Origin of the sequence: Alcanivorax sp. HI0007 (genome assembly GCF_001635525.1) — a bacterium.
Lineage (GTDB): Bacteria > Pseudomonadota > Gammaproteobacteria > Pseudomonadales > Alcanivoracaceae > Alcanivorax.
In genome coordinates this window covers 1-24,432 of sequence record NZ_LWEJ01000202.1, presented here as the reverse complement: position 1 = coordinate 24,432, position 24,432 = coordinate 1, and the positions used below count along the sequence as shown (strand labels likewise).

Genomic DNA, 24,432 nt, shown 5'->3' with positions numbered 1-24,432 from the left:
TTGTTTCGCCAATCCAAATTGTCCAAGAGAATAACAAAATGACCGGCAGACAGGCATGGATCGGTCTCACCGCCCTTCTCCTCACTCTGGTGAGCCCATTACAGGCACGGGAAATCTGGACCGAGGGGGTCCCCGATCCCTACTTCGAGCATTTCCTGGATTTCTACAAGGCGGACCCCAGTGCCATGGGCCGCTGGGCCTCCGGCCTGCGCAACATTTCCACCGATCAGCTTGATCGCACCCTGAAAGCCCTGGATACCACCCAGTTCACCTACCTCTACCCCATGGAGATGAAGGGCTTCCAGCTGGCCAGACATAACGGCATCCCCACCGGGGAATTGTCACTGATGGCGGTGCGGGCGGGCAAACTGGTTCCGATTCCTTTCCAGATCGACGAATTCGACAAGACCGGCCTGATCTGGATCGAGGGTCACAATGATCACAAGCCGGAGGGCAAACCCGGCATCTTCGATGATTTCGATGAGCTGGCCTTCATGTTTCGCGATGGCGGCTGGGACCGTTTTGATCCCCGGCAACATTCACTGAAAGAAGGCAGGATGCTGGAGGAAATCCGCCTGGATTCCCCCCGCAACCAGCCCCGCTATATTTACCTGGTGCGTAACAACAGCGAGCGCTCACGGGCGGACTATGTGCAGGTGGACCTGGACAAGGGCCGTATCGAGACCACACTGATGCAGATGGACTACGAGCCCAAGGATTTCACCCAGATCAAGGGTATGTCCCCCCGGCTGGGTCCACACAAGGACGAAAATGTCATCGACAACATTTACGTCAACATCAGTACCGGCATTTTCAACCAGAACCTGCGGGTGGATCTGGATACCCGCAAGAACATCAAGGCCACTCCCATTGCCGTCAAGGACGGACCGGTGCGGGCATCCATCCTGGTCAAGGCCCGCATCTGGTATGCCTACCTGCCGACGTTTTTCAGCCAGAAATTCCAGGTGGATTTTTACGAGCAGTCGGTGACGATTCCCTCCCGTTTTGCCATCGGCAGCGTCAAGGTATTGAAGTTTTTCATGATGTTCCTGCGCGAACCCCGCATTCACTTCGCCATCGATTTTCACAATCTGGATGGCGCCCGCATTACCTATGATTCCGTGTATGGCAAAGGCCAGTACGGCACCGTGGATGGCGAGATGAGTGATTTCGAGCGGACTCTTGGCGCTACCCGCCTACCCGGCGACTGGCTGCATATGGACTCCAATCAGGGTTGGGAAATGTTTTTCAGCAACCACATGCCGGTGGTGCCTGATGGGTTATTCGATGCTTTCCTCAACGGCATGACCATGAACATGTTCTATGAGGACGACAAGGCAAGCATCACCGATTATGAACGTCATCCGGGGGCAACCCCACGACTGGGTTTTGAAAGCGAAGGCATGCCAGCCACGGTCATTGATCTGATGGGTGCTATCCCCAAACTGGATTATCTGGACATGGACAGTCTGGGCGAGGCGATTCTGGCGTTGGCGGACGCAGAGGATGATGGCGCCTTTAAAAAATACGATGAGGTAGTCAATCAGCGCTTGCGAGAACTGAAGAAGGAGGATCGTTTTGCTTCAGTGGATGATCTGGCTGATGCCTTCCTGGCCGACCTTAACCGGATGAACTTTTCCGGTATTGCCCGTGATGATTTAAACCGGCTCATGCGTCAGGCCATGCTGGACACCATCAAGCACGTGGATCAGGTGCACCATGGCAAGGTTCTGCAGCGCATGGTTGAACTGGCCAAGGAGAGCAACATCGATATTCGCCGGCTACGATACGCCACCATGGACAACACCCTGTGGTTCCCGGCCTGGGTAGGCGAAGGCGGTGCCGCCGATTTCCACTGGCAGGTCAGTCATGCCCCGGTGGCCAAACCGGTGACAAGCGACGCGGTGGCCGTTTCAGGAGAGGACACCGCCAAGGACAAACAATAGCGAACAACCGCGCGCGGATTTCATTGAAAATGGATAACGCACGGAATCTCTCCTCCTTGCCCACACCCAAGGGCCGCGCCAGGATATTGCGCGCGGCCTTGGGGTTTCCGGTCCATTCACGACGTTGATCGCGTCGTTATCAATGACAGTCCTGATCCTTCTTCTTGAGCAGCGCGGAAAGTGCGGCACTATCTTTCACCTGCCCCTCGTCATCCAGCTCCGGGTAGGCAATGCCCTCGGCATCGCAAAGGCGGGCAATTTTTTCATGCCCCCAGCGGAACAGCAGCTCGTGGTAGCGGGCCGGATCAATGCGAGGCTGATCATAGAACCCTTTCGCCCGGCGCTGCTCGCAGGCTTCCGCCAGAATAATGGCTGCTGCCACACTCACGTTGAAGGATTCCACCATGCCCATCATCGGAATGATCACATGCTGATCCACCGCCGCCGCCGCCTCATCGCTGACGCCAAACTTTTCCGTGCCCAGCAACAACGCCGTGGGCCGGGTGAAATCCACCTCGCGATACGGGACGGCGGTATCGGATAGATGCGCCGCCAACACCTGCACCCCCTGACCCTGCAATTCACGAATCACACTGCCGCTTTCGTCCCGCTTGTGCACCTTTACCCAGCGCTGGGAGCCCATGGCAGTGCCAGCAGCCATCCGCGCCCGGTTATTGGGCAAGATCGCGTGCACATCAAGAATCCCCACCGCATCGCAGGTGCGCACAATGGCAGCAATATTATGGGGTTTGTGGACGCCATCCATGATCACGGTGAGATCAGGCTGGCGACGGTCCAGGGTGTCGCAAATACGGCGATAGCGTTCCGGGGTCATGGGCTTTCCTCGTGGCTGGCCGCGGATTGTATAGGCTGCGGGCGAGCAGGCAAAATCCGGCGCCCGAGCCCCATGCCTTAACGCTTGCCGAGACTGACCTTAAATCATTCGTTGCGAGCATTTTGGACACTACCACGGGGCTTTCAATCCGCTAGGCTTATGCTCCAGAAAACCGCAATCTTCGGAGGTTCCATGCCCGAGACTCCATCCCGCCGCCTGCCCCTGGACGGTGTCCGTGTTATCGAGCTGGGCCAGCTGCTGGCTGGCCCTTTTACCGGCACCCTGCTGGCCTATTTCGGTGCCGATGTGGTGAAGGTGGAACCCCCTGGCGGTGACCCCATTCGTGGCTGGCGCAAGCTGGACGAGGACGGTACCTCGTACTGGTGGCGCAGCCTGGGGCGCAACAAGAAATCCGTGACCCTGGATCTGAAGTCCGAGCAGGGCAAGGGACTGGTGCGCAAGCTGATGAGCAGCGCGGATGTGGTGATCGAGAACTTCCGCCCCGGCACCATGGAAAACTGGGGCCTGGGCCCGGACAGCTTTGCCGATGACAACCCGGGGCTTATCTACACGCGCATTTCCGGCTACGGCCAGACCGGACCCTACGCCAGCAAGCCCGGCTATGCCTCGGTGTGTGAGGGCATTGGCGGCCTGCGATATGTCAATGGTTTTCCCGGCGAGCGCCCGGTGCGCCCCAATCTCTCCCTGGGCGACACCATTGCCGGCCTGCACGCGGCCCTGGGGATTCTGCTGGCTCTGTTTGAACGGCAGCAAAGCGACAAGGGCCAGGTGGTGGACGTGGCCCTGTATGAATCCGTCTTCAACCTGCTGGAGGGCGTGATCCCGGAATTTGATGGTGCCGGGGTCATCCGCGAACCGGCAGGCTCCACCGTCACCGGTATCGTGCCCACCAATACCTACCGCTGCGCGGATGGCAAGTTTGTGGTGATTGGTGGCAATGGCGATTCCATCTTTAAACGGCTAATGACCACCGCCGGCCGACCGGACATGGCAGACAATCCGGCCATGGCCAGCAACGCCGGACGGGTGGAACACGAGGCTGAGATTGATAGTGCTCTTGATAGCTGGTGTCGCAGCCTGCCCAGCGAGCAAGTCCTGACTCTGCTGGAGGAAGCCCGGGTCCCGGCAGGTCCCATCTACTCGGTTTCCGATATGTTCAACGATCCCCACTTCCAGGCCAGGGGCCTGTTCCAGCAGGTGGAAATCAACGGTAAACCTCTCAAGGTCCCCGCCATCACTCCGCGCCTGACCGACACCCCCGGGGAAACCCGCTGGCCGGGCGGCGAAGTCGGCAGTCATAATGAGGCGGTATTGCGTGAGGAGTTGGGGCTGAGCGACGAGGAGTTTGCGGCGTTGAAGGCGGACGGGGTGATCGGGTAGGAGAGCAGTTGAAAGTTCAAAGTTTAAACGCGGTGATGGCCTTCCCTGACAACAAGGGCGAACGCTTTCAGGAAACACGGATGTAGGAGCGCCACTTGAGGCGCGAATTACCCCCCGTGGCTGTTCGCGCCTCAAGCGGCGCTCCCAAAGTAGCTTAGTAGAAGATCTCTTCCTGCAGAGAAACGCGGCCACCCTGCTCTCCGTTTGGCAACGAACATCAACCGCGTTTCAACTTTGAACGTTAAACTTTCAACTCACGCCTTTTGCTCAACTGCGCATACAGATTATCCATCACCCGAAAGGCAATATGCCGCGCCCGGTCGGTATAGGGGCCGGCGAAACGGCCGTCGAGATTATTCATGAAATGCTGCAGCCAGCGTTCATGATGCTCGCCGGTCAGGGACTGCTTGTCATCCAGGGCCCGGTGCTTGGCCATCATGTGACGCCGGTATTCCCGCTCCCCCAGCAGCATCTTGTACCAGTACTGGCAGATGATGGGCAGATGCTGCTGCAGATCAATGGCAGCCACATCCAGGAACATGGGCGCCATCACCGGATCATCCAGCAACCGGCGATAAAAGCCATGGACCATGGCATCGATATTCTCCCGACAATCCAGATCGGCCAGCGCGCTGTCTTGCTGCGGGGAAGTGCCGGGTTGAAAGTGCTGAACAACGGTCATTGCAATATTTTTGGCTCATGGGTTCCCGGCACCTGCCGCGCTGAAGCATCAGGCCGGGAGCGTGATGGGATGCCTTACCAGTCGATACGACGGGTGAGGATGTCCTTGTACATGACAAAGTCACCCATCAGGCTGTACCAGGGGTGCTTGAAGGTAGCCGGGCGATTTTTCTCGAAAAAGTAATGCCCCACCCAGGCAAAGCCATAACCCACCACTGGCAGGGCAAACAGCCACCAGGCACTCAGGGCGCCGACAACGATGGCCGCCAGCAACACCAGCAATAGCGTGGTGCCGACCACATGTAACCGGCGGCAAGTGGGGTTACCATGCTCCTGCAGGTAATAGGGGTAAAATTCAGCGAAACTCTGAAAATCGGACTGCTTGATGGTATTCACGTAACCTCCTGAAAATGCTTCTGTTATTCTGGGTATCACGCCCTTAATCCTGCAAGGATCATGGGACAAAATCTTGTAACCTGCGGCTAGCCCCTGCGGCTCACCGCCATTGTACCGCAGTGACCTCTGCCCGCACGGCCAAAACATTGTGATCTGGCGCCATGAGGATGGCACGGGTGGCCATTGCAGGACCGCCTGCCACGTGGACAATGTCGTCCTTTCACAATAAACATCACGTCGACATATATCCCGTCATTTCGGGCCCGACACGACCTGTTATTCGAGATCCTTATGGCTTTACGTCCCCGCATCAACCGAATGCTCAGCGCCCACGGCACCCCTATTCCCCGCAGCCTGGATGGCCTGATCCGCCAGGGACAGGAAGCCCTGCCGGAGAAAACCGGCATGGGATCCGAGCAGGTAGAAGCCATCTGGCGGGCCACTCGCAAACTCTACCGGGGTGGTATGAGCCCGGCCATCAGCCTGTGCCTGCGACGCCATGGGGAAATCATGCTGGACCGCAGCATCGGCTATGCCGACCCGGAGAGCCAGCGAATCATGACCCCGGACACCCCGGTCTGCCTGTTTTCCGCTTCCAAGGTGGTGGCCGCCATGATGGTCCATCATCTGGTGGAAACCGGGCAGCTGGACCTGGACGACCCCGTCACTCGCTACCTGCCCAAATATGGGCAGAACGGCAAGGGGCGCACAACCATCCGCCACTTACTGACCCATCAGGCCGGTATCCCCCGCCCCCCTGCCCAGGTGGAACCGGACATTCTTTACCGCCCCCAGGAAATCATCGATCTGCTGTGTGCGGCCAAACCTTCTGGTCTCAACAATCAGGCCTACCATGCCATTACCGCCGGCTTTATCCTCGGCGCCATTGTCGAGGCGGTTACCGGCGAGGATCTTAATGCCACCCTGGATCGGGTAATTCGCCAGCCCATGGGCATGAAATACTTTACCTTTGGTCAGACCGGCCCGGAACGTGCTCGGGATGTATCCACTGGCGTGCCCATGAAACTGGTGGATTTGTTTCTGACCTATGCGGTGGGAGGCAGCATCGATGAGGTAGTGGAAGTCACCAATGATGACCGCTTTCAGGGCATCATCGTGCCGGCAGGTAACCTCTATGCCACCGCCGAAGAAGCCAGTCGATTTTTTCAGATGCTTCTCAATGACGGGTATTACGAAGGTCAGCAAATATTCAAACCGGAAACCGTGGCTCGCGCTCTGCAGCCGGCCTATCACCGCCCGCGCTTCGATCGCAGCCTGTTTCTCCCCCTGAATTTCTCCAGCGGCTTCATGCTGGGAAATCGGGGCATGGGTATGTTCGGCCCGGGCGCTCCCCGCGCCTTCGGTCACCTTGGCTTTATCAGCATCTATTGCTGGGCGGATCCCCAGCGGGCACTGAGTGGTGCACTGTTGACCACTGGCAAGGGCGTGGTCGGTCCACACCTTCCCGCCCTCTTTGGCCTGCAGCACACCATCAACCGCCATACCCGTCTGCGCGAGGGCAATTCACCCGTCACTGCCTGAAGGACTCGGGAATCGGCATACCCCGCTGGCACTGGGTACAGGTGACAACCGTACCCAGATGCCTGGCTCGCCCGGCCTCACTGGTGACCCAGGGACGGTTCATAAACGGAGGCTGATGGCGAACATGCTGGCGATGACCGCATGACAGGACCATTACCCAGTCCTGAGATTCATCCTGAATAAAAGCGGTCACTGTGACTGGCTTGCTCATTATCTCACCCAAAAAAATGCCCGCTGATGCGGGCATTTTTCTTTTCTTGTGGTTTGCTGGGGCAATCAAGCCGCCTTGAGAGACTTCAGCCGCTTACTCTCTGCGGAGAGCCCCATGTACAGGCTGACGCACATCAGCAATAGCACAAACGTGAACGGCAACCCCGTCGCCACAGAGCCTGACTGCAAGGCTTTCAGCGCTTCCTTGCCACCGCCGTAAAGCAGTGCACCGGCAATAACACCTTCCATCACGGCCCAAAATACCCGCTGAGGCACGGGTGCATCCAGCTTGCCACCAGCCGTAATGGAGTCAATCACCAATGAACCAGAATCCGAAGAGGTCACAAAGAAGACCAGCACCAACGTGATTGCCAGGAAGGAAATGATGCCGGACCACGGCAAGTTCTCCAGCATCTGGAAAAATGCCAGGGACACATCACCAATGCCATTGGCCAGTTCGCCCACGCCATTCACTGCCTGATCCAGACCCGTGCCACCAAACGTGGACATCCAGATAATGGTGATGACCGTCGGCACCAACAGTACAGCGGTGACGAACTCTCTTACGGTACGGCCTTTGGAAATACGCGCAATGAACATACCGACGAAAGGTGACCAGGAAATCCACCAGGCCCAGTAGAACACGGTCCAACCATGAAACCAGGTGTCATCTTCACGGCCAACCCAGTTACTCAGCGGAATGATATTGGACAGGTAATCCACTGCTGTTGTGCCAAACCCGGTAATGATAAGCATCGTTGGGCCTGCAACAATCACGAAGAACAGCAGGAAAAGCGCCAACGTCATGTTGATGTTACTGAGTAGTTTGACGCCGCCATCAAGACCCCGCATCACGGATATCACTGCAATTGACGTCACGCCGAAGATGACCGCCAGCTGCATATTGATCGCATTGGGCGTATCGAACAGGAAGTGCAAGCCCCCCGAAGCCTGCTGTGCGCCCAAGCCGAGGGACGTGGCCAGACCAAAAATGGTGGCAACGACCGCAAGCGTATCAATGATATGACCTGGCCAGCCCCAGCAGCGCTCCCCCAAAAGAGGATAGAAGGCGGAGCGGATAGTCAGCGGCATTCCCTTGTTATAGGCAAAGAATGCCAGGGACAGGGCTACCACCGCATAGATGGACCACGGATGGAGACCCCAGTGATACATGGTTGCGCCCATGGCCAAGTGCCTGGCCTCTTCCGTATTGGGCGCCACACTCAGCGGCGTTCCGTACCAATCCGTATAATAGGCCACAGGCTCTGCCACACTCCAGAACATCAAACCGATACCCATACCCGCCGCAAACAACATGGCGAACCAGGAAAGGGTGGAAAATTCCGGTTTGGCTTTCTGGCCACCCAGGCGAATTTTGCCGGTGGGCATCACGGCTATGGCAATACAGAACAAGACAAAGATATTGCCACTGACCATGAACAACCAGTCGAAATGTTCGATGGCCCACGCCTTGGCGCCATTAAGCATGCCGTTGGCACTCTCCGGGAATGCCAGGGTGCCGACAACAAAGGCAATCACCAGTACGGCACTGATAAAGAAAACAGGATTGTGCAGATCCATCCCCAGGACCTGCACATTATCCTGGCCGACATCATAGTCGGTCTCGTAATCAATACTCATGTTAGCTCCGTATTCCGTCTTGCTTCAGGGTGCGCAGTGAATGCCGCAACTCACAGCCAGTCGGTCCGGACGATGTCAGGGTTGCTTCCCCGAAACATGCACTCCTCAAAAGGCACTTCATCATCTGAACCCGAGTAGGCGGCCCCGCAGGGCCGCTACCGGCAATCAGAAATAAAAATCAAACGAGGCGTAGACGGCGCGGAAATCCGCTTCGTAAATGTCGCCATTACGATCTACATCCCCATCAGACCACAGATATTCCAGATACAGCCAACCCGGGCCGTACTTGTAGCTGACACCGGGTGCGTAGAACTCCACATCGTCGGCGTTGTTGCCGCGGGTATCGGTGCTTGCCACACCCGCGTCCAGGTAATAGCTCCAGCGATTCTGGTTGTAAATCAGCTGAGCCATGTGCACCTGGGTTTCCACTTCTTCATCGGCTGGGGCAGCTACGCCCGCCAGAAAGGCATCCATGCCGCCGAAATCGCGCATGGTATCGATGAACTGATAACGGGCTGTGAAGTCATTCATGGTGAAGGTGTAGTGCAGATTCAGCGCTTCATGATCACCCTCATCATCCCGTGCTTTGGCCTCAGCCGCAGTCAGGTCCTGCAAACGCCCTTTCTGGTAGGAGAGCCCTACGGTGTGGCCATCCATGAAATTCCAGTCACCATTGACCACACCGGTCTTGATTTTGCGGTAGGACGTGGCGCTACCCCAGTGACCGTTGTCATCCACGGTATCGGTACTGGTTTCACCCCAGTCATCCTGGTGGTAGTAGGCCACATCGTAGCTGAAGGCATTCAGTGAAGAGCTGAGCTTGAAGCCCACATCCATCTGATCGCCGTAACCCCCCAACACCCCTTCACCGGGCCAGAAGTTGACGGTTTTCCAGCCGAAAGGAACCTGGCTTTTCCCCACTGTGAGCAAGGTTTCGTCGTCAAACTCGTAACCAATCCATGCCTTGTGCATGGTGAAGGTATCACCGGAGTTGTTGTTGGCCGGATCGGTGAAACCGCCGGTGCCAATGCGGCCTTCTGCACTGAAGCGCCAGGGCCCATGGGAGCCATCGTCATTGGCATAGAGAATCAGGGCAGGATCCGCGAAGTTACCCCCGGTGGTGTTATCCAGATCTTCATCAAAGGCGGACGATGGACCGGAAAAATCGGAGTCCGTGACATATTGATAAACCCACCAGACACCAGCGCTGAGCTCGGCCCCCGCATGGGCATTGAGTGGAATGGACGCAGCAAGCAGACAGCTCAGGTAGCCAGTGCGCTTTGCAAAAGCACGCTTATTCATTTAACGCTCCCTTCTCTGATTTTCTTTACAGACTAAATATTGACCAAGCAAAGTCAAATCACCGGGTGATACCCGATTGTGTGCAGACACAAAAACTTCGAACTAAAACGATGACAATACAAGGAGAGGAATAGCCGCAAAGGGCTATAGAACAGGCAAAAAATCAGCCCGGAAAAGACAATATACAGGTAGGTGGTTTCAATAATCTCGACACGGAGTCGTGGTTCCCTTGCTTCCCGACAAGAAAGCGCACCCTAACATATTCTTGCCAGATTGTTTCTCGCAATCGCCAAAACAAATGCAAAATTCCCGGTTTATTGGTTGCAGCCCTGTTCACAAAAGCCGCACTTAAATACCGGTAAGTAGCCGGGGCATGAAAAAAATCACAGCAAAAATTAAAAAAAAACGGAGCGCCATGCGCTCCGTTTTTGGGTCGAGCGTTGTTGCAGATCAGGACATATTGGAGAGGATGGCACCTTTCACTGCGTCCAGATCTGCATCGATGGTGACCATGCGGCTGTCCTGGCACTGGGCGATGGCCGTATCAGGATCTTTGAGACCATTGCCTGTCAGGGTGCAGACAATGGTGGAGCCTTCGGGAATTTTTCCGGCCTTGATATCGCGCATGGCGCCACCCAGAGATGCCGCAGACGCCGGCTCACAGAAAATGCCTTCCTTTTCGGCCAGCAGCTTCTGCGCCGCCAGGATTTCCTGGTCGCTCAGCTCGTCGAACCAGCCGCCGGATTCTTCCTGCAGGGCCCAGGCCTTGTCCCAGGACTGCGGGTTACCGATACGAATCGCCGTGGCAACGGTTTCCGGTTCTTTCACCGGTCCGCCGCGCATGAACGGGGCTGCCCCTTCAGCCTGGTAGCCGACCATCTTCGGGGCGCTGTTCACCACGCCGGCTTTCTTGTATTCGCTGTAACCCATCCAGTGGGCGGAAATGTTGCCCGCATTGCCCACCGGCAGGCAGTGGAAATCCGGAGCGCGACCCAGCTCTTCGACAATCTCGAAAGCCGCGGACTTCTGGCCCTGGAGACGATAGGGATTAACGGAATTCACGATGGTTACCGGCGCCTTCTCGGCAACCTGTTTGACCAGTTCCATGCCCTGGTCGAAATTACCGCGAATCTGCATGATCACTGCGCCATACATCATCGCCTGGGCCAGCTTGCCCATGGCAATCTTGCCTTCCGGAATCAGCACGAAAGCGGTAATGCCGGCACGGGCCGCGTAGGCCGCCGCTGCTGCAGACGTATTGCCGGTGGACGCACAGATAATGGCTGTGCTGCCCTCTTCCACGGCCTTGGTCACCGCCATGGTCATGCCCCGATCCTTGAAGGAACCGGTGGGGTTGAGGCCCTCATACTTGACGTAGATATCCACGTCCTTGCCCAGCATTCGGGGAATATTCTTCAGACGGATCAGGGGCGTATTGCCCTCCCCCAGGCTGATAATGGGCGTGTCATCATTCACCGGCAGGTGGTCACGGTAGCGGTTGATCAGGCCGGTGTAACGGTCACGAAAAGGCATGTTCAAATCTCTCTTAAAAAGCGTCTGAAGTCTGACGTCAAACGTCGGACCCGGTATTTCAGGCGTCCAGAGTTTCCACTCTGATGCGCATTATATCGCTATCCACGGTGTCCAGGGCACCGATCTTGGCCAACGCCAGATTCATGTCTCCCTCGCGCACTTCGTGAGTCATCATCACGATGGGTACCAGCCCCTGATCCACTTCCCGCTGCACCATGGCATCAATGCTGACATTGTTGTCACTGAGGATACGGGTCACATCGGCCAGCACCCCTTTCTTGTCCTGCACGTGCAGGCGCAGGTAGAAACAGCAGGTCACATCGTCGATGGTGAGGATCGGCTCATCGGACATGTGGTCCGTATGGAAGCCCAGATACGGTACTCGTTCGTCATGATCCACGGTCAGGGCGCGGCCCAGTTCGATGATGTCCGCCACCACCGCAGACGCGGTGGGCTCAGCGCCGGCACCGGCGCCGTAGAACATGGTCGGACCCACGGCATCGCCGTGGATCATCACCGCATTCATGACGCCATTGACCGCGGACAGCATGGTTTCCTTGGGCACCAGGGTCGGATGCACACGCAGTTCAATCCCCTTGCCGGTGTCCTTGGCGATGCCGAGATGCTTGATGCGATAACCGAAGTGCGCCGCGCTGGCCACGTCCTCGGTGGTAATGCGGCTGATCCCTTCGGTGTAGACCTGGGAGAACTGCAGCGGAATCCCGAACGCAATGGATGCCAGGATGGTCAGCTTGTGGGCCGCATCAATGCCTTCCACATCGAAGGTCGGGTCCGCTTCCGCATAACCCAGCTGCTGGGCTTCGGCCAGCACATCATTGAAGTCACGACCGCCCTCTTCCATCTCGGTGAGAATGAAGTTGCCGGTGCCGTTGATGATACCCGCCAGCCAGTTGATATGGTTGGCGGCCAGCCCTTCGCCCAGGGACTTGAGGATGGGGATCCCCCCGGCGACGGAAGCCTCGAAGGCCACATCCACGCCGTTATCCTGGGCCGCCTGGAAAATTTCATTGCCATGTTCGGCGATCAGTGCCTTGTTGGCGGTCACAATATGCTTGCCGTTCTTGATGGCGGTGAGCACCAACTCACGGGCGGTATCGATGCCGCCGATCAGCTCCACCAGGATATCGATATCCGGATCGGTGGCCACGGCGAAGATATCCCGGGACAGGCGAATACCCTGGGTGTCGCAGGCGGGGTTGTCCCGACGCGCACCGATGTGGGTAATTTCGATCGGACGTCCCACACGGCGGGCAATATCCCCCGCATTGCGTTTGAGAACGTTGACGGTGCCTGAGCCCACAGTGCCCAGACCAGCAATACCCACCTTCACCGAATCCACAGCCTATCCTCGTTTCATTTATCAGGGTGACAAAAGCCCAGCAACGGCTTTTCCCGACGCCCGCGGCCTAGTGCCGCAAGAGCATTTCTCAGCCCAGCAAACCGTCCTGGCGAAACATCTTCTTGATGCCGCGGATGGCCTGCCGGGTACGTTGTTCGTTCTCGATCAGCCCGAAACGGACATGATCGTCGCCATAGTCGCCGAAGCCAATGCCCGGAGAGACAGCAACGCCAGCATCGACAAGCAGTTTTTTGGAGAATTCCAGCGACCCCATGTCACGATACGCCTCGGGGATTTCTGCCCAGACGAACATGGTGGCACGGGGCCTTTCTACCTGCCAGCCGATCTCCGCCAGCCCATCCACCAGCACGTCCCGGCGCTTGCGGTACATCTCGCAGATGTCGGCCACACAGCTCTGGTCCCCTTCCAGGGCGGCGATGGCGGCCACCTGAATCGGCGTGAAAGTGCCGTAGTCCAGATAGGACTTGATCCGTGCCAGGGCGTGGATCAGTTCCTTGTTGCCGCAACAGAACCCCACTCGCCAGCCGGGCATGTTATAGCTCTTGGACAGGGAGAAGAACTCCACGGCCACCTCTTTCGCCCCTTCCACTTCCAGAATGGACGGGGCCTTGTAGCCATCAAAGACGATATCCGCATAGGCCAGATCATGAACCACCCAGATCTGGTGCTCACGGGCGATGGCCACCACCTTCTCGAAAAACGCCAGATCCACACACTGGCCGGTGGGGTTGCCGGGGAAATTGAGCACCAGCATCTTCGGCTTGGGCCAGGATTCCTTGATCGCCCGCTCCAGCTCCACAAAGAAATCCACCCCTTTCACCATGGGCACGTGGCGGATATCCGCGTTGGAGATCACGAAACCGTAGGGATGGATCGGATAACTGGGGTTGGGCACCAGTACCGTATCCCCTGGCCCCATGGTAGCCAGCGCCAGATGCGCCAGACCTTCCTTGGAGCCGATGGTAACGATGGCTTCAGATTCCGGATCCAGGTCCACCGCATAGCGGCGCTGATACCAGTCGGCAATGGCCTTGCGCAGGCGCGGAATACCGCGGGACTGGGAATAGCGGTGAGTATCCCCGCGTTGCACCGTTTCGGTGAGCTTGTCGATGATGTGCTTCGGGGTGGGCTGGTCCGGATTGCCCATGCCGAAATCAATAATATCCTCACCCCGCGCTCGCGCTGCTTTCTTCAAATCACCAACGATATTGAAGACATAGGGCGGCAGACGACGAATGCGCTGGAAATCTGTTTCCACGACAGCACCTTGGGTGAGGGAAAAATGAAGGCGGACACATTAACGGCGCATCTCTGCGCCGTCAATGTATTCACGCTGTATTCCCGGGCCGAAAGCGCCGGATTACGCGGGGTCCAGCCCGTTAGTTGAGTCGCTGGAGAAGCTGTTCCGGGGTCACATAGCCCCCCAGTTGCTCGCCTTCGGTGGAATAGATGGCCGGGGTGCCACGGACGCCGAAGGTATTACCCAGCTGATACTGCTCATCCACCGGTTTGGCGCAGTCGCTCAGCTCAGCCTGGATCACTTCGTTGTTCAGCTTGGCATCGGTGAGTGCCTGGGCCCGATCCTCCGCGCACCAGATATGGCGCATGGCCGCTGCGGCTTCGGTGGTCGCACCGCCACGGGGGAAGGCCAGGTAGTGAACGGTCACGCCCGCAGCGTTGTACTCGTCAATATGGCGGTGGAGTTTGCGGCAGAACCCACAGCTGATATCGGTAAACACATACACCTCGGCCGTCTCGTCATCCGCCGCGTAGGTAATCATGTCTGCCGGGTCCAGCTCCTTGATGCCCGCTTTGCGCACCTTCTCGAAGCGCTCTTCTGCCGGGTTGACCACCTCGCCGTCCTTGATCTCCAGCAGCTTGCCAATCAGGATGTGACGACCATCTTCGGTCATGTAAACACTCTCACGACCGTTCACATCCAGTTCCACCATGCCCGCCATCGGCGCAGCACGGACTTCGGTCACTTTCATCCCCTCAAAGGCTTCCTCGAAAGCCGCCTTGGCCTGGTCGCCATTCACGGCATTATTGCCAGCCTCTGCGGAACCCGTATCCGCACTGCAAGCCGTCATCAGCCCCGTCAGTACCACTAAAAACCACTTGTTCATTTTGTCGTTACTCCTTCAGCTGATGTCTTGGAGCCCGGCGAGCGGGTCAGGTTCCCGAACGGGGGTGATGTTTCTGGTACAGATCCTGTAAGCGCTGCTGCGCCACATGGGTATAAATCTGGGTGGTGGACAAGTCACTGTGGCCAAGCAACAACTGCACCACTCGCAAGTCTGCCCCGTGATTCAGCAGATGGGTGGCAAACGCATGACGCAGTGTATGGGGTGAGAGTTTTTTTTCCACCCCGGCGACCATAGCCATTTGCTTGATACGATGCCAGAACGTCTGGCGGGTCATACAGGTGCCTCGTCTGCTGGGGAACAGTAGCTCCTGATTGTCCCCCAACAGCAAAGGCCGCGCCTCACGCAGGTACCGGGCCAGCCAATGAAGTGCCTCTTCGCCAAGGGGAACCAGTCGCTCCTTGTCTCCCTTGCCGATCACACGAACCAGTCCCTGGCGGGGATTGATCTGGCTCTGAGTCAGGGTAACCAGCTCGGTGACCCGCAACCCGGTCGCGTAGATAAGCTCAAGCATGGCCCGATCCCGCAACCCCAGTGGGGTGGACACATCCGGGGCCGCCAGAAGCGCCTCCACATCGGCTTCGGTAAGGGTTTTGGGTAGCGGCCGGCCGGTTTTGGGGCGCTCGATCAACAGCGCCGGGTCCTCTTCGATGCGCCCTTCCCGCTTCAACCATCGGTAAAAACTCTTCACCGCTGACAATTGTCGGGCGACCGAACGGGCTCCCACTCCCTGCTGATGGCGGTCCGCGAGAAATTCCAACAACTGGTAACGCTGGCATTGCAGCAAATTGGCATGCTGGCCCTGCAGCCACATGGCCAACTGGCGGATATCCCGCCGATAGCTCTCCAGGCTGTGCTCACTGAGCCCTTTTTCCAGCCACTGCTGATCCAGCCAGCTGTCGATCAGGCGCCCATGGTCATCGGTTAACTGATTCATTCCTGAATAAAGCCCTAAACAGCAATAAAAAACAATGGGTTAACGACATTCTGCATGGCCGCTTCGAACTGTCTTTTACCAAAAATTACGCCCGGAGCGCGCCACATTAACGACAGCGGCCGCCTTTTGCGGCAACAATGGGTCTGTCCTTACAACTGACAATCAGCTACCAAGGAGAGGAAATATGGGCATTCTATCGTGGATTGTGTTTGGTCTGATCGCCGGGATCATTGCCAAGTGGATCATGCCGGGCAAGGACCCGGGTGGCTTTATCGTCACTATTCTGATTGGTGTGGCCGGTGCCTTCGTGGGCGGCTGGCTTGGCTCCATCACCGGTATCGGCGGCTCCATGGGCGATTTCAGCCTGGGCAGTTTTGTGACCGCCATCGTCGGTGCATTGGTGTTGCTGGCGCTCTACCGGATGCTCAGAAAAGCGTAAATCTCCCCCCTTGCGGTTTCGCTCTCCGCGAAACCGCAACCCAACCGCGACAGCCATGATAAAACCATTAGAAGAACTCTATCGGCTCATCGGTCAGCAAATTAATGGCAGCCCCCGGGAAAAAGGCATTTTCATCTGCTGGATCGGGCAGCCCATCTACTGGGTCATCTTCCTGGGATGTGCCGCAGGACTGACCCTTTCCGTCTTTATTGAGGGCGTCTACAACCCCCTGCTTTGGGCTGGCTTGGCGTGGGGTCTTATTGCCAGCCTGATGTGGCTGGCCATCGCCCTGTTCGGCAGCAGCACGCCCATGTCCGAGAGCGGGGAAACCCGGTTTGCCAATTTCACCATCCTGCTTTTCGGGCTCAGCGGCATCGTCTCGTTGTTACTGGTAGGCCCATTCAATCTGGTTACCGGCATTGTCCTCACCGGCTGCGTCCTTATCGGCCTGCTGCTGTTTCCCGCGCCCCAGATCACCCTGGTTTTCGCCTGCTCCATGGCCGCCATACTCGCCTACGCCATTGCCGTCAGCCTAGATAGCACGCTGTATCGGCCCTTGCTTTCCCCCGTGGACTACCGCCCGGCACAGGTCTGGTATGACATGATGACAATCATGGCGGCTGGCCTGATCATCATTAAAGATTCCTTTACGGTTGCCGCACTCACGTCTACCTGGCGCCATCGGGAAGCCTCCACCTTTGACCGCTCCATACGTGACCCTCTCACCGGTGTGGTCAATCGCGGGCACTTGTTACAGACCCTCAACCAGCAACTTTCCCTGCCAGTGCGCAATCGCAAAAGCCTGGCTGTGGTGCTCATGGATGTGGACCATTTCAAACAGATCAATGACCGTTACGGCCATGCCATTGGTGACCAGGCTCTGATTCATGTTGCCGAGACGCTGCAGGACAATCTTCGCGACAATGACCTGCTGGGGCGTTACGGGGGCGAGGAGTTTCTGATGCTGCTGCCCGGGGCCACCCTGCCCCAGGCGCAAAATGTTGCCGAGCGGTGTGCCGAGGCGCTACGTCGCAACACAATGCCGATTGCCGGTTCTCCAGCCATCAAGCTCACCGCCAGTTTTGGTGTCAGCAGTACCGGGGATGCATCTGCGATAGATGCCCATACGCTGATTGAGGAAGCAGACCGGGCCATGTACACCGCAAAACACCAAGGGCGAGACCGCGTGGTGACCTATTCACGGCCGCAGTGACCCGAAGCGTACGCACCCTCTGTCCTCTGTGACTGACACAAAAAAGCCGCGCCCTTTCGGGAGCGGCTTTTTTGTGTGGAGCATTCTGTCTGGCCAGAGGTCGATTTCGCATGCCCTACAGCAAAGGCTAAACCGACATTCGCTCGCGACAGAAGATACGCGCAGGATCTTAGCGGATTTTTTCCTTGATCCGGGCAGACTTGCCAGAGCGGTCGCGCAGGTAGTACAGCTTGGCGCGGCTTACATCACCACGACGATTCACTTCGATGGAATCGATCAGCGGGCTGTGCAGCTGGAATACACGCTCAACGCCCACACCGTGGGAGATTTTGCGAACGGTGAAGGCAGAGTTCAGGCCACGATTGCGACGTGCAATCACAACGCCCTGGAACGCCTGAAGACGCTCACGGCTACCTTCTTTTACTTTCACTTGTACGGTGACGGTGTCACCGGCGCCGAATTCCGGCAGATCGGATTTCAGCTGGGCTTCTTCGATGCCCTGGATAATCAGGTTCTTGCCACTCATGGCAGTGCTCCTAGTCTGTCGTTTTTGCTGTATGCGGCGACTGCTCGGCGATGTATTCGTCCAGCAGCTGCTGCTCTTCAACGCTCAAACCCCGCGCCCGGCGGGCTTCCAGCAGGTCGGGACGCTGTTGCCAGGTCCGTCCCAGCGCCTGTTTCAGACGCCAGCGGCGAATCAGCTCGTGATTGCCGCTCAGCAGTACCGGGGGTACTGCCTGCCCGTTGTACACCTCCGGGCGGGTGTAGTGAGGGCAATCGAGCAGGTGTTCGAATTCACCGGAAAACGAATCCTGCTCGGCGGAATCCTGGTGTCCCAGCACTCCGGGTAACAGTCGGCTGACCGCATCGGTCAACACCAGCGCCGGCAATTCGCCGCCGCTGAGCACGTAGTCGCCGATGGAGATCTGTTCATCCACTTCGGCCTCGAGCAAACGCTCGTCCACGCCCTCATAACGCCCCGCCAGTAATACCAGACCGGGCTTTTCCGCCAACTCCGCAGCTTTCGCCTGGGTCAGCGGCTGCCCCTGGGGGGACAGATAGATCACGGTGGCCGCCGGATTGGCTGCGCGGGCCGCCTGCAGGGCTTTCGCCAGCGGCTCCACCTTCATCACCATGCCTGGGCCGCCGCCAAAGGGGCGATCGTCCACGGTACGGTGACGATCTTCGGTGAAATCCCGAGGGTTCACGGTGTCCAGCTGCAATTGGCCGTTTTCCACCGCGCGCCGGGTCACACCGAAGTCAGTAATCGCTTTTGCCATTTCCGGGAACAGGGTTACCAGCGTCACCGAAAAAGGCATTTAAAACTCCGGATCCCAGTCCACCGTCATCCGGCCTTCGGCCAGATTCACTTCGGTGATCACATCGTCCGGCAGCCAGGGAATCAGGCGCTCGCGCCGATCCAGGCTGTTGCTGTCGCCGCGTACCGCCAACACATCGTTGGCACCGGTTTCCAGCATGCGTACCACCTTGCCCAGATCCATGCCGTCCACGTGATGAACACGCAGGCCGATCAGGTCGCGCCAGTAGTACTCCCCCTCCCCGGAGGTGGGAAGCAGATCACCGGGAACCCCGATGTCTTGCCCCACCAGGCTTGCCGCCGCTTCACGATCGGTGATTCCCTCGATCTGCGCGATAAGCCCCTTGCCCTGGGGGCGAAAGCCGGTCAGTTTCACCGGCTTCCAGTGGCCACCCTGTTTCAGGTGCCAGGGTTGATACTGCTGGAGGTTGTCCATGGGATCGGTATAGGAATACACCTTTACCCAGCCCTGGATGCCGTGCACCCCGAGGATGCGACCGACCACCTCCAGCTTAGAGGACACTTGCCCTCCCCCTGCCATCAGGCTTCCTTACGGGCCTGCTTAGCCAGGGATTTGACACGGTCAGACAGCTGCGCGCCTTTGGCAACCCAGGCGTCCAGGCTTTCCAGGTTCAGCTTGAGAGGGATTTCACCGCCGCGGGCGATGGGGTTGTAGAAACCCAGCTGCTCGATGAAACGGCCGTCACGGGCGTTACGGCTATCGGCAACAACAATGCTGTAGAACGGGCGCTTCTTGGAACCGCCACGGGCAAGACGAATAATTACCATGGTCCATTTACCTTTTATCAATCCGGTTTCCCGGCCTATCTCGTGATAAGCCATCGTATCCGCTTGAAAGCCAGCCCTGACACACAGGGAAGGCCGCGAAGGGCGCGAATTATACAGAGAGAAACAGCGGGCAACAAGCTCCACGCAACACGCCCTCCATCCTCTCCGTAGCAACGCAGCGTAGCGTAACAACGACCGAAGGTCGGCCCGGAGGGTGGGCGAAGCGAATAACGTCGCTGGCGGCGCGATCACCCAACGCCAAAAAAGAATGGTTTACCACAGAGCGCACAGAGATCACCGAGGAAAAACAAGGGGTTCTCTCTGTGTGCTCTGTGCCCTCTGTGGTGAAATTGCTTTTGCCGGAGGCTTGGCATCGCGCCGCCAGCGACGCTCCTACGGCTGAGCCCAAACGCAACGCGGGCAGAGAGGCGGCTTAACCACCCACTCTGCCCGCGTTGCAGCTTGCGGCTTGAAGCTTACCGCTTTTACATCGGCGGCATACCGCCCGGGCCGCCCATGCCCCCCATTCCGCCAGGGCCACCGGGGCCGCCATTGCCCCCCATCATGCCTTCCATGCCCCGCATCATGTTCTTCATGCCACCCTTGGTGCGCATCTTCTTCATCATCTTGGCCATCATCTTCTGCTGTTTCATCAGACGATTGAGGGCCGGGATATCCAGGCCGGCGCCGGCGGCAATGCGCTTCTTGCGCGACCCCTTGATCAGATCCGGGTTACGGCGCTCTTTCGGGGTCATGGAGTCGATCAGCGCTTCCATGTGTTTCATCTGCTTCATGGCCGCCGGGTCCTGGGCCGCCTGCATCATGCCGCCCATACCGGGCAGCTTGTCGAGCAGACCTGCCATGCCCCCCATGTTGCGCATCTGCTGGAACTGGTCCTTGAGGTCCTCGAAGTCCATGGCCTTGCCTTTCTTGAACTTCTTGGCAATTTTCTCGGCCTTGGACTTGTCCAGCTTGCGCTCGGCTTCTTCCACCAGGGACAGCACGTCGCCCATGCCGAGAATCCGGCTGGCGATACGGTCCGGGTGGAACGGCTCCAGGGCATCGGTCTTCTCGCCCATACCGATAAACTTGATCGGCTTGCCGGTAAGGTGGCGAACCGAGAGAGCGGCACCACCGCGGGAATCACCATCCGCCTTGGTCAGAATCACACCGGTGAGCGGCAGGGCTTCATTGAAGGCCTGAGCCGTATTGGCGGCATCCTGACCGGTCATGGCATCGACCACGAACAGGGTTTCCACCGGGCTGATGGCCCCGTGCAGGCGCTTGATCTCACTCATCATGTCTTCATCGACATGGAGTCGACCGGCGGTATCGACGATCAACACATCCATGTAGCGACGACGGGCTTCTTCCAGGGCGCCGTTGGCGATATCCACCGGGTCCTGATCGCCGGTGGAGGGGAAGAAGTTGGTCTCCACCTCCCCCGCCAGGGTTTTCAACTGCTCGATCGCCGCCGGGCGATACACGTCGGCGGATACCACCATGACCTTCTTCTTCTCGCGCTCCTGCAGGAAACGGGCGAGCTTGGCCACGGAGGTGGTCTTACCGGCACCCTGCAGGCCGGCCATCAGGATAATGGCCGGCGGCTTGGTGGCCAGGTTAAGGGCGTCATTGGCGTCGCCCATGGTGTGGACCAGCTCGTCATTGACGATCTTCACAAACGCCTGGCCGGGATTCAGGCTCTTCAGGACTTCCTGGCCCAGGGCCTTTTCTTTCACCTGTTCGACAAACTCTTTCACTACTGGCAAAGCCACATCGGCCTCCAGCAGTGCCTTGCGCACTTCGCGCAGGGTGTCGCGGATATTGTCTTCGGTCAGTGAGCCCTGACCTGCCAGGTTTTTAAGCGACGATCCCAACCGGTCGGTGAGATTCTCGAACATGGGGTTACCTCCAAATACACCGTGTCTGCGGCTGGCCTTCGCCACCGCAGGGACAGGGGCGCGATTATAGCCTTCCTTGACCGCCAACGTCATGGGGCAGACACCGGCAGAAAATGAGAATGATTGTTGATAGTCAAGTTATGCCTATGCCAGACTTCAGCGGCCCGCCACTTTATTCGGGTAATGACGACGGATAACAACGACCTATGAACCTTTCCGTGATCAGTGGTTTTGCCGCCTTTGCCCTGTATCTGGTTGCTTGCCTGATCCTTTACCGGCAGTACCGCGGGCAACAGCGCCCTTCCCGGGTCTCCGTGCTGCTCCCCGGGAGTCTGGCCGTGCTGGCCCATGGACTCTGCCTGTGGCAAATCATCCTGACTCCCCAGGGGCTGCAACTGGGTGTGTTTCCGGTGGCGTCCACGGTGGCTTTCACCGGCGCTATCGTGGTGCTGCTTTCCAGTCTTTACCGCCCGTTCGAGTGGATTTCCTCCCTGGTCTATCCGTTTGCCGCACTGACCATCCCGGCCATGCTGTGGGTCAATACCGGCTACATTGCCCACCCCTTGTCCCACGGCCTGGGGGTGCATGTGCTGTTTTCCATTCTTGCCTACGCCGTGTTGGCCATTGCCGCCTGCCAGGCGGTGCTGCTTTGGGTGCAGGACCGGCAGTTGAAGAGCGGCCATATCCGCGGCGTGATGCGGGTTTTCCCACCCATCCAGGTGATGGAATCCATGCTGTTCGAAGCCATCTGGCTGGGGCAGATCCTGCTTACCGTGGCGATCTTCAGTGGCTTCCTTTACGTGGACAACCTGTTCGCGCAGAACCTGGCACACAAGAGCATCCTGACGCTGGTGTCCTGGGTGGTATTCGCGATCCTGCTCACCGGCCGCTATTTGCGCGGCTGGCGGGGGCGCACTGCTATTCGCTTTACGCTGGGTGGTTTCGCGGTGCTGCTGGTAGCCTTCTTCGGCAGCCAACTGGTGCTGGAATTTATTCTCAAGCGGTGAGGCAGCAACAAGCTTCAAGCCACAAGCTGCAACGCGGGCTGGGCCGTGCTGATCGGATAGTGCCTTGCCCGCGTTTTTATAAAAGCTGTCCGTAGGAGCGTCGCTCGCGGCGCGATTCGGCGTTGATTGTGGCAACGCATTGCTGGGAAACCTGTCGAGCTCTGATATTCCTGATCGCCCTGCGGGCGATTTCCGCGCAAGCGCGGTTCGCACCTCAAGAGGTGTTATTCGCTGCGCTCACCCTTCGGGCCGCACGGAACTACATGCGTTACTCCGCTACGCTCCGTTCCTACAGCGGCTTCTTAGAAATGGCGGGCGAGGTTGATGATATTCCCCACTCTTTCCTACCCCAACAAGCGAAGCGCGTTGCTTGACACCTCCAGCCCCCAGCCCGAACAATAGCGGGCCGATTGGCGGATAAACGATATTTCCTTTGGATACCTACTCTGACGGGTGGCTGATAGGCGCCCTGATTGCCCTGATTCTTGGCTCTGCCTTCTTCTCCAGCAGTGAAACCGGCATGGTGGCGATCAACCGCTACCGACTGCGTCATCTGGCCCGCCAGGGTAACAAGGCCGCTTCCCGGGTGGAGGGGCTGCTCAAGCGTACCGACCGGCTCTTGTCCGTCATCCTGATCGGTAACAATTTCGTCAATAATTTCGCTGCTACTGTGGCCGCCATTCTGGCGATCCGCTGGCTGGGCGACAGCGGGGCTGCGGTGGCGCCGGTGGTGATCACGATCATCATGCTGGTGTTTGCCGAAATTACCCCGAAGACCTATGCAGCCATGAAGCCCGAGCGCGTGGCCTTCCCCGCCAGTGTGCTGCTGAAACCCTTGCAGGTACTGCTCGCCCCCCTGGTGTGGATGGTCAACGGCGTCAGCATGATGCTGCTGCGGCTGGGCGGCATCCGTCCCCATGACCAGGACGACGATCACCTGAGTCCGGAGGAGCTGCGTACCGTGGTCAATGAGGCCGGCGGCCTGATCCCGGAAAATCACCAGAAGATGCTGCTCAATATCCTCGACCTGGAAACGGTGACCGTGGAAGACATCATGGTGCCCCGCAACGAGATGGTGGGTATTGATCTCGAGGATGACATGCACGAGATCCTCACCACCCTGCGCGCCAGCCAGCACACCCGCCTGCCGGTTTTCAACGGTGACCCGAACAACATGATTGGCCTGCTCCACCTGCGCAAGCTCAGCCGCTTGTTGCTCAAGGATGACATCAACAAGGCAGAGCTGATGCAGCACACAGTGGAGCCCTACTTTGTCCCCGAGGGTACCTCCCTGCACCAGCAGCTGATCAACTTCCAGAATGCCAAACGCCGTATCGGCATCGTGGTGGATGAATACGGCGATGTGCTCGGCCTGGTGACCCTGGAAGACATTCTCGAAGAGATCGTCGGCGAATTCACCACCGACCTGGCCGCCAGCAGTCCGGACATCCACCCCCAGGACGACGACAGCTATGTCATCGATGGCTCCGCCACCCTGCGCGAAATCAACCGCAGCCTGGACTGGGAACTACCCACCGATGGACCCAAGACCCTCAATGGCCTGATTCTGGAATACCTGCAGGACATCCCCGATGCCAACATCTCGATAAAGATCGATCAATACCAGATCGAGATCCTGCAGGTGAAGGACAATATGGTGAAGGCGGTGAAGGCCAGGAAAGCAATTAATAGTTAATAGTGAATAATTAATAGTTGCGCGAACATACTTCCTGCTGATTTAAACCTAAGAGGCCGCGCCCAAGTTTTGGGCGCGGCCTCTATGCTTTCAATAACTGACGCCGCCTCTCGCGACGTT

Annotated in this window: 23 protein-coding genes; 7 read left to right on the top strand and 16 right to left on the bottom strand. The window is 58.0% G+C overall.

Going from position 1 to position 24,432, the window contains the following annotated elements:
• The first annotated feature begins 38 nt into the window (after positions 1 to 38).
• Positions 39 to 1,946 (top strand): hypothetical protein, encoded by a 1,908-nt coding sequence (locus A3714_RS10335; protein WP_063510057.1) that lies wholly within the window; start codon positions 39 to 41, stop codon positions 1,944 to 1,946.
• Positions 1,947 to 2,085: 139 nt separating this feature from the next.
• Here A3714_RS10335 and trmH read toward each other — a convergent pair whose 3' ends face one another.
• Positions 2,086 to 2,781, bottom strand: coding sequence for a tRNA (guanosine(18)-2'-O)-methyltransferase TrmH (trmH, locus tag A3714_RS10330; RefSeq protein ID WP_063510056.1), 696 nt, complete (start codon positions 2,779 to 2,781; stop codon positions 2,086 to 2,088).
• A 192-nt stretch (positions 2,782 to 2,973) separates the two neighbouring features.
• Here trmH and A3714_RS10325 point away from each other — a divergent pair, with 192 nt between their 5' ends.
• Positions 2,974 to 4,182: a CaiB/BaiF CoA-transferase family protein gene (locus A3714_RS10325; RefSeq protein ID WP_063510055.1), complete on the top strand. Its 1,209-nt coding sequence runs from the start codon at positions 2,974 to 2,976 to the stop codon at positions 4,180 to 4,182.
• Positions 4,183 to 4,423: 241 nt separating this feature from the next.
• Here the strand turns inward: A3714_RS10325 and A3714_RS10320 are convergent, their stop codons facing one another.
• On the bottom strand, positions 4,424 to 4,864 hold the full coding sequence (locus A3714_RS10320) for a group III truncated hemoglobin (protein WP_063510054.1): 441 nt from the start codon (positions 4,862 to 4,864) through the stop codon (positions 4,424 to 4,426).
• A gap of 74 nt (positions 4,865 to 4,938) precedes the next feature.
• The gene (locus tag A3714_RS10315; protein ID WP_062816984.1) at positions 4,939 to 5,259 is read right to left on the bottom strand and encodes a DUF962 domain-containing protein; all 321 of its coding nucleotides are present in this window, start codon (positions 5,257 to 5,259) and stop codon (positions 4,939 to 4,941) included.
• Between the two features lie 291 nt (positions 5,260 to 5,550).
• Between A3714_RS10315 and A3714_RS10310 the strand changes: the two genes are divergently transcribed.
• Positions 5,551 to 6,801, top strand: coding sequence for a serine hydrolase (locus A3714_RS10310; RefSeq protein WP_063510053.1), 1,251 nt, complete (start codon positions 5,551 to 5,553; stop codon positions 6,799 to 6,801).
• Here the strand turns inward: A3714_RS10310 and A3714_RS10305 are convergent.
• The 8 genes from A3714_RS10305 to xerD form a co-directional block, all read right to left on the bottom strand.
• Positions 6,791 to 7,012, bottom strand: coding sequence for a DUF3565 domain-containing protein (locus A3714_RS10305; protein ID WP_063525786.1), 222 nt, complete (start codon positions 7,010 to 7,012; stop codon positions 6,791 to 6,793). The genes A3714_RS10310 and A3714_RS10305 overlap by 11 nt on opposite strands.
• Before the next feature lie 65 nt (positions 7,013 to 7,077).
• On the bottom strand, positions 7,078 to 8,652 hold the full coding sequence (locus A3714_RS10300) for a BCCT family transporter (RefSeq protein WP_063510051.1): 1,575 nt from the start codon (positions 8,650 to 8,652) through the stop codon (positions 7,078 to 7,080).
• A gap of 165 nt (positions 8,653 to 8,817) precedes the next feature.
• Positions 8,818 to 9,954: a hypothetical protein gene (locus A3714_RS10295; protein ID WP_063510050.1), complete on the bottom strand. Its 1,137-nt coding sequence runs from the start codon at positions 9,952 to 9,954 to the stop codon at positions 8,818 to 8,820.
• 450 nt (positions 9,955 to 10,404) lie between these two features.
• Positions 10,405 to 11,487 carry a threonine synthase gene (gene thrC / locus A3714_RS10290; RefSeq protein WP_062816980.1) on the bottom strand — a complete coding sequence of 361 codons (1,083 nt, stop codon included), beginning with the start codon at positions 11,485 to 11,487 and terminating at the stop codon, positions 10,405 to 10,407.
• 58 nt (positions 11,488 to 11,545) lie between these two features.
• Complete coding sequence (locus A3714_RS10285; protein WP_062816979.1) at positions 11,546 to 12,847, bottom strand: homoserine dehydrogenase; 1,302 nt, start codon at positions 12,845 to 12,847, stop codon at positions 11,546 to 11,548.
• An 88-nt stretch (positions 12,848 to 12,935) separates the two neighbouring features.
• Positions 12,936 to 14,126 (bottom strand): alanine transaminase, encoded by a 1,191-nt coding sequence (gene alaC / locus A3714_RS10280; RefSeq protein ID WP_062816978.1) that lies wholly within the window; start codon positions 14,124 to 14,126, stop codon positions 12,936 to 12,938.
• A gap of 121 nt (positions 14,127 to 14,247) precedes the next feature.
• Positions 14,248 to 14,994 carry a DsbC family protein gene (locus tag A3714_RS10275; RefSeq protein ID WP_063510049.1) on the bottom strand — a complete coding sequence of 249 codons (747 nt, stop codon included), beginning with the start codon at positions 14,992 to 14,994 and terminating at the stop codon, positions 14,248 to 14,250.
• Positions 14,995 to 15,040: 46 nt separating this feature from the next.
• Complete coding sequence (xerD, locus tag A3714_RS10270) at positions 15,041 to 15,949, bottom strand: site-specific tyrosine recombinase XerD (RefSeq protein ID WP_063525874.1); 909 nt, start codon at positions 15,947 to 15,949, stop codon at positions 15,041 to 15,043.
• A 184-nt stretch (positions 15,950 to 16,133) separates the two neighbouring features.
• Here xerD and A3714_RS10265 point away from each other — a divergent pair, with 184 nt between their 5' ends.
• The gene (locus A3714_RS10265; protein WP_062816975.1) at positions 16,134 to 16,388 is read left to right on the top strand and encodes a GlsB/YeaQ/YmgE family stress response membrane protein; all 255 of its coding nucleotides are present in this window, start codon (positions 16,134 to 16,136) and stop codon (positions 16,386 to 16,388) included.
• Between the two features lie 55 nt (positions 16,389 to 16,443).
• Positions 16,444 to 17,601, top strand: coding sequence for a diguanylate cyclase (locus A3714_RS10260; RefSeq protein WP_063508808.1), 1,158 nt, complete (start codon positions 16,444 to 16,446; stop codon positions 17,599 to 17,601).
• Positions 17,602 to 17,770: 169 nt separating this feature from the next.
• On the opposite strand, the gene rplS is transcribed toward A3714_RS10260, so the two are convergent.
• From rplS to ffh, 5 genes are all read right to left on the bottom strand, one after another.
• Positions 17,771 to 18,127 carry a 50S ribosomal protein L19 gene (gene rplS / locus A3714_RS10255; protein WP_062816973.1) on the bottom strand — a complete coding sequence of 119 codons (357 nt, stop codon included), beginning with the start codon at positions 18,125 to 18,127 and terminating at the stop codon, positions 17,771 to 17,773.
• Positions 18,128 to 18,137: 10 nt separating this feature from the next.
• Positions 18,138 to 18,920, bottom strand: coding sequence for a tRNA (guanosine(37)-N1)-methyltransferase TrmD (gene trmD / locus A3714_RS10250; RefSeq protein ID WP_062816972.1), 783 nt, complete (start codon positions 18,918 to 18,920; stop codon positions 18,138 to 18,140).
• Positions 18,921 to 19,460 carry a ribosome maturation factor RimM gene (gene rimM, locus A3714_RS10245; protein ID WP_062816971.1) on the bottom strand — a complete coding sequence of 180 codons (540 nt, stop codon included), beginning with the start codon at positions 19,458 to 19,460 and terminating at the stop codon, positions 18,921 to 18,923.
• The gene (gene rpsP, locus A3714_RS10240) at positions 19,460 to 19,708 is read right to left on the bottom strand and encodes a 30S ribosomal protein S16 (RefSeq protein WP_062816970.1); all 249 of its coding nucleotides are present in this window, start codon (positions 19,706 to 19,708) and stop codon (positions 19,460 to 19,462) included. Before rpsP ends, rimM begins: the two co-directional genes overlap by 1 nt.
• 485 nt (positions 19,709 to 20,193) lie before the next feature.
• Positions 20,194 to 21,609, bottom strand: coding sequence for a signal recognition particle protein (gene ffh, locus A3714_RS10235; RefSeq protein ID WP_062816969.1), 1,416 nt, complete (start codon positions 21,607 to 21,609; stop codon positions 20,194 to 20,196).
• A 206-nt stretch (positions 21,610 to 21,815) separates the two neighbouring features.
• Between ffh and A3714_RS10230 the strand changes: the two genes are divergently transcribed.
• Both A3714_RS10230 and A3714_RS10225 read left to right on the top strand, forming a co-directional pair.
• A complete protein-coding gene (locus A3714_RS10230; protein ID WP_063525720.1) occupies positions 21,816 to 22,616 on the top strand; it encodes an inner membrane protein YpjD in 801 nt (266 codons plus the stop codon).
• A 433-nt stretch (positions 22,617 to 23,049) separates the two neighbouring features.
• Positions 23,050 to 24,312, top strand: coding sequence for an HlyC/CorC family transporter (locus A3714_RS10225; RefSeq protein WP_062816967.1), 1,263 nt, complete (start codon positions 23,050 to 23,052; stop codon positions 24,310 to 24,312).
• The last annotated feature ends 120 nt before the right edge of the window (positions 24,313 to 24,432 follow it).

Coding starts and splice junctions, on each gene's coding strand:
- A3714_RS10335 (WP_063510057.1), top strand. CDS start 39: ATGACCGGCAGACAGGCATGGATCGGTCTCACCGCCCTTCTCCTCACT.
- trmH (WP_063510056.1), bottom strand. CDS start 2,781: ATGACCCCGGAACGCTATCGCCGTATTTGCGACACCCTGGACCGTCGC.
- A3714_RS10265 (WP_062816975.1), top strand. CDS start 16,134: ATGGGCATTCTATCGTGGATTGTGTTTGGTCTGATCGCCGGGATCATT.
- A3714_RS10325 (WP_063510055.1), top strand. CDS start 2,974: ATGCCCGAGACTCCATCCCGCCGCCTGCCCCTGGACGGTGTCCGTGTT.
- A3714_RS10310 (WP_063510053.1), top strand. CDS start 5,551: ATGGCTTTACGTCCCCGCATCAACCGAATGCTCAGCGCCCACGGCACC.
- xerD (WP_063525874.1), bottom strand. CDS start 15,949: ATGAATCAGTTAACCGATGACCATGGGCGCCTGATCGACAGCTGGCTG.
- A3714_RS10260 (WP_063508808.1), top strand. CDS start 16,444: ATGATAAAACCATTAGAAGAACTCTATCGGCTCATCGGTCAGCAAATT.
- A3714_RS10320 (WP_063510054.1), bottom strand. CDS start 4,864: ATGACCGTTGTTCAGCACTTTCAACCCGGCACTTCCCCGCAGCAAGAC.
- A3714_RS10295 (WP_063510050.1), bottom strand. CDS start 9,954: ATGAATAAGCGTGCTTTTGCAAAGCGCACTGGCTACCTGAGCTGTCTG.
- A3714_RS10300 (WP_063510051.1), bottom strand. CDS start 8,652: ATGAGTATTGATTACGAGACCGACTATGATGTCGGCCAGGATAATGTG.
- trmD (WP_062816972.1), bottom strand. CDS start 18,920: ATGCCTTTTTCGGTGACGCTGGTAACCCTGTTCCCGGAAATGGCAAAA.
- A3714_RS10305 (WP_063525786.1), bottom strand. CDS start 7,012: ATGAGCAAGCCAGTCACAGTGACCGCTTTTATTCAGGATGAATCTCAG.
- A3714_RS10275 (WP_063510049.1), bottom strand. CDS start 14,994: ATGAACAAGTGGTTTTTAGTGGTACTGACGGGGCTGATGACGGCTTGC.
- A3714_RS10230 (WP_063525720.1), top strand. CDS start 21,816: ATGAACCTTTCCGTGATCAGTGGTTTTGCCGCCTTTGCCCTGTATCTG.
- rpsP (WP_062816970.1), bottom strand. CDS start 19,708: ATGGTAATTATTCGTCTTGCCCGTGGCGGTTCCAAGAAGCGCCCGTTC.
- rimM (WP_062816971.1), bottom strand. CDS start 19,460: ATGGCAGGGGGAGGGCAAGTGTCCTCTAAGCTGGAGGTGGTCGGTCGC.
- ffh (WP_062816969.1), bottom strand. CDS start 21,609: ATGTTCGAGAATCTCACCGACCGGTTGGGATCGTCGCTTAAAAACCTG.
- rplS (WP_062816973.1), bottom strand. CDS start 18,127: ATGAGTGGCAAGAACCTGATTATCCAGGGCATCGAAGAAGCCCAGCTG.
- thrC (WP_062816980.1), bottom strand. CDS start 11,487: ATGCCTTTTCGTGACCGTTACACCGGCCTGATCAACCGCTACCGTGAC.